We start from the raw sequence: 6,944 nt of genomic DNA, 5'->3' as shown, positions 1-6,944 counted from the left end.
AACTTATTTAGCTTATCCGTAATCTCTCCGATTTGCTGTGCCAATTCATTGTACTTCTTATCCGCGCTATCAAGCTCGGTATTAATCGCTACCAGCTGACTATCAAACGTCAGTCTTAGTTCGGTTCGCTGTGCCTGGCCTTTTGTTAATTGTTGCAGCTGCTCGTGGTCCCTCAAGTCCTGTTCCCACTGTTTTACTGCGCTATTTAATTCGTTCTTCTTCCTCTCAGCTGCCTCACTTTCTTTACTTGCCTCAAGCAGTTGTTTGAGTTCTGTTATTTGCTTATTAACATCGTCTATTTCCTCCACCAGCTCCTGCTCTGTTTTTTGAACATGCTGAGGAATAAGCTCCTCAAGGGAAAGTTTTAAACCTGAAAGCGAAAGTTGCTCAGAAGGTTCACTATTGAGCATTTGTCGAAGCTGATTGATATCAAACGAATACTGCGAAGGTGGCAGCTGCATTACTCGTTGGCTAAGCACTTTGTTCAGCTTTTCTAACTCATTTACATTAAGCACTTTAGAAAGATGAAGGTATAAATTGTCACCCAAAGTTTGATGTTGAGAGTGCAACCTTTGCAGCTGATCTTCTCTCTCTTTCAACTGTTTGCTAATCGCAGCAGAAGACGACCGCTGTGATTGAACACACAAGGCAGCCTGAGCATCATATTTCTGCTCCGCAGCTTTCAATTGACTCTCTAAAAACGATTGATCCGGGATCAAGGTAAACCGCCCTTCCAACTCTTGTCGCAGTTTCTCGATACGGTTTAACTCTTCCAGTTTATTGATTAAGTCTGTACGCTCTCCTGCACGGGCGATATCTTGGCTTCGGAGCTCACGTTGTGTTTGCTCAAGCTTAGTTTTTTGCGTTAATAGATTCTCAGTCTGCGTTTGAACATGACCATGCCAATCCTGCAGCAATTCATTAACCTTCGGCTGGCATGCGGCGATCTTTCCTCGCAGCGACAAGGTACGCTCAAACTTTTGTTCAAGCTCTTGAATCGTTTCCAGATTGTTAACGGCTGCTAGGTACTGCTCGCGTTCTAGATTGATGTCTTGAAATGCTTTCTCCCACTCCTGCTTAAAATCGATGCTAGAATTCGGTAGCTCTCGACTAAATATCTTTAACAAGTAGTCTTTCACATCACTGGAGTTTAGCTTGTCGAGCCGAAGCGTTTTGGTGAGGACTTGCTGGAACGAACGTGCGTCACTTACATGTTCAAGTTTAAACACCGTAAAATCGATGTCGCCGTTTTTCTTACTTTTTGCACCACCATAAATCGAGTGTCTGAACTCTTTATCATTGAATTTATAGACTCGATGTTTTTTTGTCGCTAAGTGATTGACTAACTTCGGTTGGGCAACGATATTTCCATCATCCATTCGGAAATCATCTAGGTTTAATTCACCTTTGTAAGCGAAGTATTCGTAGTCATAACCTACCCCTTTACCAACACAGCCAAACACCACGGTGCCGGTTTGTGGCAGGATGACTTCTAGCAAGATGAAAGCACTGTTATTTGGGAAGTAAAAACGGCGAGCCTTCTCTAATGAATGAGAGCCAAAATCCATCCTTCTTTGGTCGATGATGAGCAGAAACTGAAGTGCATTGATTAAGCTTGTTTTGCCATGATTATTTGGTGCAATTAATGACACAGAGTCATCAAGAGGAAGTTCAGCGCGCTGGTAGCCAGCACTGCCAATTAACGCTAAACGTTGGAAACCGTAACTTAGCATGATTCATCTTCCTCATAAGCGGCCAAGTCGCTGCCGGATTTTTGTTCAGTAATAGCTTCGAAATGGTCTAAGTAGCGATGTACCGAAGGCAGTAAACGCCAATGATTGTTCTCTTGAGCGGCAAAGCCTTTTCGCACTGCGTTGTCGAATATCTTTGCTAGTCCATCTTGGTCGAGCTCTTCTGCATCCAAAAGCTCTTGATGCTTTTCGTAGACCTCATCTAGCAAGGCATTATCAATCGTCCATTGGTAAAACTGACCGAGGGAGCGGCCGCTATCAGCTTGATGGTCAAATATCACCATGAGCAATAGTGCTAACTGGCGTGATTGTTTATTGATGTTCTGGCTACCATCTTCATCATGGAACCAAGCAAAACCCCGGACATCAATGCGCAAGTCAAAACCTAAGTTAGCAAATAGGTACTGGTACTGCTCTGCTTGCTGTTCTAGCTCATGCCATAGAGCAGCATCCGTCGAGCGGTTGAGATGCCGACCAGAGTTAAAAAGGTTAAATAGCTCGGTCAGATGAGCTAGCTCATTTAAATCGATTTTGCTATTTTGCATTATCAACATCCTTGGCAATTGTTGAGCCAGTCAACATCTTTATTTCGTGTGGGTGGTAGGTTACGGCTACTGTGTTCAACGCTGTAGTACTTGAGCTCGCCCCTAACGTGCTTTGCCACTGAGGATCACGAACAAGCTCGTGATAGACTCGCAACAGCTCGGTATCTGGTAGGTGCTGATAGTTTCCTCTGAGCCACGTCATTAGATTCGCGACTGGTAGCGAATCAGCAAGTTGTTCCCTCAGAAGCTCTTCATCAACCCAGTTGATCATTGGACTTTCAGTCGCTTCCTCTTCATCCGGGAACGGTATAGAGCTAGGTTCAAAGTCCAAGAATTCTGCCATCAACTCACGAACTTCATTACCCAATTGAATTTTAGTCACGCGGCTACTTTTCCACATAGGCAAACCTTTGGCATTCAGTCCTCGCGCTAAACCCTTTTTACGAACTTGGCTTAGCTGCTTGCTAATCACCGCTGAAAGTTGATTGTGTTGTCTGGCTTCCTCTCTTAATGGCAACAAAGTATCGGCACATTGCTGAGCAACGACTCGTCCTTGGTATCGAAGATCTTTGACTTGATAAGCTATCTGACGCATTGCCAGTCTTTGTTGATACAAAGATCCACGCATGGAAAGTATGTCAACGGCAGTATCGAGTGCTTCTTCCGCCTTTTCTAATAAGGGGTAGAAACTACCTCCAAGACCGCTATCCATCATTTCGTTCATGGGTTCTACGTATTGGTCATACACTTCCAACACTTCACGGTAACGACGCTCAATTGGGACACTAGTGTCCGCAGACTTCGCCAATTCTGCTATTTCAAATATGGCTTGTTTGTCCTGGGTTAACTGTTGCGTAATTTTTCTAACCAGTTCCGACAGCCTGTTCGCGCCAGTACGAAGTAAATCGTTGTCCGCCACATCAAGCCCTTCTAACACTTGGCTGGTGGCGTCTTTAATCGCATCAACACGCGCTTTAAGTATCGCTGATAGACCTAACTCATGCTCCTGGGTTAAGCCTCTGACAAAGTCCACAACGAGCGTGTTTAGCTGATAGTCGCTGCTGCGATTGATAGGCTGCAATATATCTGCATTAACAAGGCTAGTGAGCACAGTATTACTTTCCGTATTTTTACTTTTGTACTGGTTGATCACCTGTTCAAGAACTCTCAACTCAAACGCTGGAAACTCTCTCGAAAGCCGAGTTAACTGCTCAACCACCTCCCAATGTTGATGTAACTGAAAAGTGAGACTCTTAGGTGTGGCCATTTAAACCTACTTCATACGTATCTAATAGAAAGAACAAAACGAACTACTTGGTTGACTATTCATTACCACTGACACAATATATCGCTATTAGCTACAGGTAAATACTGATTACATACACACGTCGCATAAGTAGACAGGAATCAAATAATGAGTAAATGGCCAATTCGGTGGGATCTTCTGTTTCGATATCGAATGATTGAGATTATTGCGTTGTGGGAAGGCCGTTTAACAACCAATCACCTGATTAAGAGCTTTGGTATTGGCAGACAGCAAGCTTCGAAAGACATCAACACCTATCTAACCGATATCGCTCCACGAAATCTTGTTTATGATAAACAGCTGAAAGGCTACAAGCCCAGTGATACCTTTAGCCCACAAGTAACAAAGGGGCATGCTGATGAATATTTGCACATTCTTTCGAGAAGCGAAGATATGACCATCACATTTAAAGAACTCGATATGGGGTTTGATAGTGTCTCGATGATTCGTCCTATTACTCGCAATATATCACCACAAGTATTACGTCCTTTGGTACAGGCGATACGGGAGAAAAAACGTGTCGATATAAGCTACACATCACTTAAAGACGGTCTTGAAGTCGAACGGATTATTTCACCACATACATTGGTTTGTACGCCTCTAAGGTGGCATGTTCGAGCTTACTGCGAACATGCTAAAGATTATCGCGATTTTGTGCTCAGCCGCATAAGAGGTATCCCATGCCTTGAGGCTAAAAATGTAATGGGGAAGTCCAACGATGACCGATGGAATACTCCCCTCGCTATTAAGTTGATGCCGGACCCGAGACTGACAGAAGCTCAGGCCGCTGTCGTTGCCCATGACTACGGTATGGAAAATAGCACACTCACGATTCCAACTAATGCTGCGTTGGTTCGCTACGTTCTCGATACTTACAATATCGATATTAGTGTGCTGGATTCAAACCCTAAAGGTCAGCAGGTTATTGTGGGGAACTTTGAGGAGCTAAAGCCGTATTTGATTTTTTAGTGCACGTGACGACCTTACTGTTTGACTGTTATTAACGACACACCTTTTGATGATCACAATTGATCTGTAAGAGTTCTAACGAATTAACTAAAATACGGTGGAGCTTTCAACGAGCTACCTAGGTTAACGAACGGCCAAAACGCTTCGTTTATAAGATCCCAGTTCGATTTTTGACTTGATGTTATAGCGATGATACTCGACAGTTTTCACTGAAATATCGAGTTCTAACGCGATATCTTTGGAAGAAAAGCCAAGCATCAGTAGGTCAAGAGTTTCACACTCCCTTCCTGTGAGTTTTGCTCTATCTTCTGCTAAAGAGACGAGACATTTACTACGTTCGAGTGCGTCGGTGACTACCTTTAATAAAGAACAGTTATTCACGGGTTTTTCGAGGAAATCCATCGCCCCTTGTTTGACCGCCTCGACCGCAATGTGAACTTGTCCATGCCCACTCAAAAAAATGATCGGCCAATGTGGCATTCTTTCTTTCAGACAACGCTGTAATTCTAAACCACTCATTCCCTCCATCCTCAAGTCGAGAATGATACAGCCTGGTGAAAAGTTAGGTTTAACTTGATTCAGGAACGCTTCAGCAGATGAATAGCATTCACCTTTTAAGTTATTGAGGACAAACCATCGTGACATAGCTTTTCGAATTTGTAAGTCATCATCTACGACAAATACGGTCATTGATTAACCTCCACTTTAGGAAACAAAATTCTGAACGTTGTACCTCGACACAGCGAAGATTGCTTATCGTCGAGTAGCTCGATATGGCCGCCAAATCCCTCTAGCATAGTTTTACAAATAGACAGCCCCAACCCCATCCCTCCCTTTTTGGTCGAGAAGAGTGATTGGAAAATCTTGTCACGCACATCGCTTTCAATCTCATCTCCGTTGTTATGAATATCGATGATAATGTTGTGTTCAGAACTGACGTTAGAGAATGTGATACATGTAGAGTTGGCTTGGATAGCATTTTTTATCATGTTCACAAATACCTGAGTAAGCGAGAGTTTATCAACATTAACATAAATGAGGCTCATATCACCTTGCTCGAAGATTTGGACATTTTGTGTAGTGATAGTTTCACTAAGTAAGCGCTGTGCATCGTTAAGGCACTGGCGTACCGCGATAGTTTCGATTTGAAGGGACTTACCTTCAACGATTCCTTTGTAAATACATCTGTGGATTTGAACCGCTTTATTGAGTGCAAACTCGACGTCCTGATTCAACTCAAGCAAAAGGTCACGGTCTATCTGTCGGTCGCTTTGAAGTAATTGCATAGACATCTGACTGTTCATGAGAGCCGCTTGTAATGGGGAAGCAACCTCATGAGCAATAGTTGAACTCAATTCACTGAGCGATGACTCCTGCATCAGGTTTGCCAACATCAATTGATTATCCCGCAATCGTTCATTCACGGCTATTTGATTGTCGTGATACGAGCCAAGTAAGAGCGTAATCAGCGCAGTAACTGCATAGAGCATTTGAATCTCAATAATACTGTAAATTTGAGCATTTAGGAGGTTATAGATCGTTGCGGTTAAAATGTTTACAGACAACGCGCTGAATATGGCAGTTTTTACGCCATGTTTCACCGAGACCAATGCGACAGGTATAAGCACTAGGTAATAAAAGTGGGACCAGTTTGGTTTAATAATAACCACTAGAAAAATACCCAAGCACAATAGTGTCGCCAGAATTACGCTTACTATTTGACTCGGAGTGGTTTTCTTTACAAATTCTTTCGCTGTTTGAAGAGGGTTTGCGCTTTGAACAGATTTCTCCAGCGCAAACGCAACAGGCGTGAACATTAGTAGTCCGGTTAAATCTCCCACCATAAAAGAAATAAAAATGTTGTGCAGACTGCTTAAAGGAGTGAGGCCAAATGTATAGAACAAAGCTGAAGCAATAACGCTAGAACACGCGGTAGCCAGAAGACCCATTACAATAAACCGCCAAACGGCATCAATATCGAAAAAATTCAAAGCAGGTACATCAAGCAGCCTTTTTAGCCCATAACCAGCCAAAGCATATATCAGTGTCTGACGAGAAATGTGAAGCCAATTAAATAAGGTAAGCTCCCAAGGAGGATGTTCTGAAAAACTAGCAAAAACGGCAGATATAAAAATTATCGGGAAGAACCGCAATCCTTGAGTAAAAGTTAACGCCACGATAAACGCTGGAGCGGGGAAAAATGCACTTACTGCTGCCACGTTTGGGTTAAGCAGAAAAAGTAGAGAAAACTCATAAAGAATGAAAAAGGTGATAATGCAACGAAGGCTATTAAAAAGTAAGTTTTGGTTCAATGTCTTAAACACTCAATATGACAAAAACAGCATGCTGATTAAGGGCTTTTTTGTAGAAAAT

Annotated in this window: 5 protein-coding genes and 1 pseudogene; 1 reads left to right on the top strand and 5 read right to left on the bottom strand. The window is 42.9% G+C overall.

Annotated features, from left to right (window positions below):
* From BCT81_RS25800 to BCT81_RS25790, 3 genes and pseudogenes are all read right to left on the bottom strand, one after another.
* A pseudogene (locus BCT81_RS25800) lies at nt 1-1,733 on the bottom strand (hypothetical protein); the annotation flags it as partial.
* Nucleotides 1,727-2,296, bottom strand: coding sequence for a hypothetical protein (locus tag BCT81_RS25795; RefSeq protein WP_102426309.1), 570 nt, complete (start codon nt 2,294-2,296; stop codon nt 1,727-1,729). The pseudogene BCT81_RS25800 and the gene BCT81_RS25795, both read right to left, overlap by 7 nt.
* Nucleotides 2,286-3,563 (bottom strand): hypothetical protein, encoded by a 1,278-nt coding sequence (locus BCT81_RS25790; RefSeq protein ID WP_102426308.1) that lies wholly within the window; start codon nt 3,561-3,563, stop codon nt 2,286-2,288. The genes BCT81_RS25795 and BCT81_RS25790 overlap by 11 nt, the downstream gene beginning before the upstream one ends.
* A gap of 147 nt (nt 3,564-3,710) precedes the next feature.
* On the opposite strand from BCT81_RS25790, the gene BCT81_RS25785 reads away from it, so the two are divergent.
* Nucleotides 3,711-4,571 carry a WYL domain-containing protein gene (locus BCT81_RS25785; protein ID WP_102426307.1) on the top strand — a complete coding sequence of 287 codons (861 nt, stop codon included), beginning with the start codon at nt 3,711-3,713 and terminating at the stop codon, nt 4,569-4,571.
* A gap of 123 nt (nt 4,572-4,694) precedes the next feature.
* Here the strand turns inward: BCT81_RS25785 and BCT81_RS25780 are convergent, their stop codons facing one another.
* Complete coding sequence (locus BCT81_RS25780) at nt 4,695-5,261, bottom strand: response regulator (RefSeq protein WP_102349774.1); 567 nt, start codon at nt 5,259-5,261, stop codon at nt 4,695-4,697.
* Nucleotides 5,258-6,895, bottom strand: a complete 1,638-nt coding sequence (locus tag BCT81_RS25775; protein WP_102426306.1) for an ATP-binding protein — start codon at nt 6,893-6,895, stop codon at nt 5,258-5,260. Before BCT81_RS25775 ends, BCT81_RS25780 begins: the two co-directional genes overlap by 4 nt.
* Between the last annotated feature and the right edge of the window lie 49 nt (nt 6,896-6,944).

The sequence above is a fragment of the Vibrio sp. 10N.261.52.A1 genome, from assembly GCF_002876325.1.
In the GTDB taxonomy this organism is placed as follows: domain Bacteria; phylum Pseudomonadota; class Gammaproteobacteria; order Enterobacterales; family Vibrionaceae; genus Vibrio; species Vibrio chagasii.
The sequence above is the reverse complement of the archived record's forward strand: the minus strand, read 5'-3'. Positions and strand labels throughout refer to the sequence as shown.